2 protein-coding genes are annotated in these 3,021 nt (G+C 36.9%); both read left to right on the top strand.

What is annotated here, in order from left to right; genetic code table 11:
• Positions 1-1,079, top strand: a 1,079-nt coding sequence (locus LQ679_RS14590; RefSeq protein WP_239763577.1) for a Rib/alpha-like domain-containing protein, incomplete at its 5' end; no start/stop codon positions are given.
• Positions 1,080-1,154: 75 nt separating this feature from the next.
• Positions 1,155-3,021, top strand: a 1,867-nt coding sequence (locus LQ679_RS14585; protein ID WP_239763575.1) for a fibrinogen-binding adhesin SdrG C-terminal domain-containing protein, incomplete at its 3' end; no start/stop codon positions are given.

Here is a 3,021-nt window from a genome sequence, read left to right as displayed (position 1 = left end):
CAGGCACAACAGAAGTAGATGTGACAGTGACATATCCAGATGGAACAGAAGATCACATAAAAGTACCTGTAACAGTAGGAGAACAAGCAGATAATGATGCTTATGAACCAACAACAGAAGGTGTAACGAAAGACAATGGCACACCAACGACAACAGACGATGTAACAGGTGCGGTAACAATCCCAGATTATCCAGCGGATAAAGAACAACCAACAATCACAGTAGATGATGAAACACAATTACCAGACGGAAATACACCAGGTACAACAGAAGTAGATGTAACGGTGACATACCCAGATGGAACAGAAGATCACATAAAAGTACCTGTAACAGTAGGAAATGTAAATGACTTACCAGCGCCAACAATTAATCCAATTGATAATGATGATACTGTCATTTCAGGTTCAAATGGTACACCTGGAAATACTATAGTAATTACTTTCCCAGATGGCAGTACTTCAGAAACTGAGATTGATGATAATGGTAATTGGTCTGTAGATATTCCAACTGATGTAGACTTAAATAAAGACGATGAAATTACAGGTATTGAAAAAGATAATAATGGCAATGAATCAGACCCATCTGTTGTAGTTGTTGTCGATACAGACTCTGATAGCGATGCAGATGCAGACAGCGACGCAGACACGGACAGTGATTCAGACTCTGATAGTGATGCAGACGCAGATAGCGATGCAGACGCGGACAGTGATTCAGATTCTGATAGTGATGCAGACGCAGACAGTGACGCAGATGCAGATAGTGATTCAGATTCAGATTCAGACAGCGACGCAGACGCGGACAGTGATTCAGACTCTGTTAGTGACGCAGATGCAGATAGCGACTCAGATTCAGACAGCGATTCAGACGCAGGCATGTCATCAAATGATTCAAACAATAATGGTGGTAATGGTGTTGCTAATCAATTGAATGAAAATAATCAAGATCATAAAGCAAGCCATAACAAACAATTACCTGATACAGGTGAAGAATCAGAAGTTAATACAACTTTAATTGGTGGTTTAATAGCAGGATTGGGTTCATTATTCTTATTCGGTCGTCGTAGAAAAGAAGATAAATAATAATTTAAAAAATAAAGTGGCTAGAACTTTATGTTTAGTCACTTTATTTTTCAATGCATATTAGGAGGAATAAATATGAAAAACAACAAGAAGCACGGTAGTAAAAAGATAGATTTTATACCAAATAGGTATAATAAATACTCAATTAGAAAGTTTACAGTAGGCACTGCTTCGATTTTAGTTGGTTCGGCTTTATTATTTGGAATTGGTAATGAAGCAAAAGCAGATGAACAAAATAGTAATGAAAGTAATCAAGTTGTAAATAGTCAATCTGAAGAATTAAGTGTTAATGAAGAATCTAACAATAGTAGTGACAAACCAGTTGCTGAAGATAATATAAATCAATCTGAAAATAATGAAGAAGCAACACCAGCAAGTGAAGAAACAGAAGAAGCAACACCAGCAAGTGAAGAAACAGAAGAAGCAACACCAGCAAGTGAAGAAACAGAAGAAGCAACACCGGCAAGTGAAGAAACAGAAGAAGCAACACCGGCAAGTGAAGAGACAGAAGAAGCAACGCCAGGAAGTGAAGAAACAGTTAAGCCAGAGACTTCTGCAAATAGTAACGAATCTAGTGAAAATAATGAGAGTGGAGCTTCTTCTTTAAAAGAGAATGAAGATAAAGAAGAATATTCTTTCGCAGCTATTTCTGAGGATGATGTTAATGATCAAATAAAAGTTGGTGAGTTTAACTTTGATAATAAAACTTTATATCCAAATAATTCTGGATACTCAAATATGAGCGCCAAATTTAGTGTTGATGGTCCTGTAAAAGAAGGGGATTATTTCACATTTGTTATTCCAAATAATTTAACGATTGACGGAGATATTGATTATTCAAAAACGGATAACTCTATGAAATTAGTGGATATTAAAAATGCTAATGGAGATATTGTTGCAAAAGGTGAATACAATGTCATTTCTAAAAATGGTAGATATATCTTTACTGACTACGTAAATGGAAAAGAAAATATTAATGGATTTTTTGAATTACCAATTTGGACAGACAGAAAAAATTCTTCTTATTCAGGTAATTATGATGTTCAGTTTGATATAGCTAATCAAAAATTTGATTCAAATATAGATATTGAATATGGAGATCCATCGATGGGGCTTCCAGGTCAAGATGGAGCAAATGTTTCCTCATTCATTACAAAAGTAGATATAGCTTCTGGGGAACGAACTTATAAACAAACTATATATGTAAACTCTAAAAATAATAATTTAAGAGACACTACTGTGACTTTACAGGGGTACCATAATGATCCAAATACAAGTAGTACAATTCTGAATAAAGATGTTACTAAGTTTAAAGTATATAAATTAGCTGATGGTGCACAAGTAACTGACAGCTATTACGTTGATCCTAATAGTCCTAATTATATTGATATTACAGATGATGTATTACCATATGTTTATGATAACGGCGACAACACAATTACTTTCAATTTTGGTGATATTAATGAAACATTTGTAATTACAATCGATGGTGAATATGACGATAGTGGCGAAAATGTTAAGACTCGTGTTATAGAAACAAATAGTGACATTTATGGTGGAAGCAAAAAGTCTTATTATTGGGATAATGAAAATATAGTTCGCTCTGGTGACGGTGGAGCAGATGGAGATGACTCTGACTCAGACGCCGACGCCGATGCAGACAGCGATTCCGACGCAGATAGCGACTCAGATGCAGACAGCGATTCCGACGCAGATAGCGACTCAGATGCAGACAGCGATTCCGACGCAGATAGCGACTCAGATGCAGACAGTGATGCAGACGCAGATAGTGATTCGGACGCAGATAGTGATTCGGACGCAGATAGTGATTCGGACGCAGATAGTGATTCGGACGCAGATAGTGATTCGGACGCAGATAGTGATGCGGACGCAGATAGTGATTCGGACGCAGATAGTGACGCCGACGCAGACAGTGATGCAG

It is taken from the genome of Mammaliicoccus sp. I-M35 (assembly GCF_022386455.1).
Classification (GTDB): Bacteria; Bacillota; Bacilli; order Staphylococcales; family Staphylococcaceae; genus Mammaliicoccus; species Mammaliicoccus sciuri_A.
This window is presented reverse-complemented; position numbering and strand designations above follow the sequence as displayed.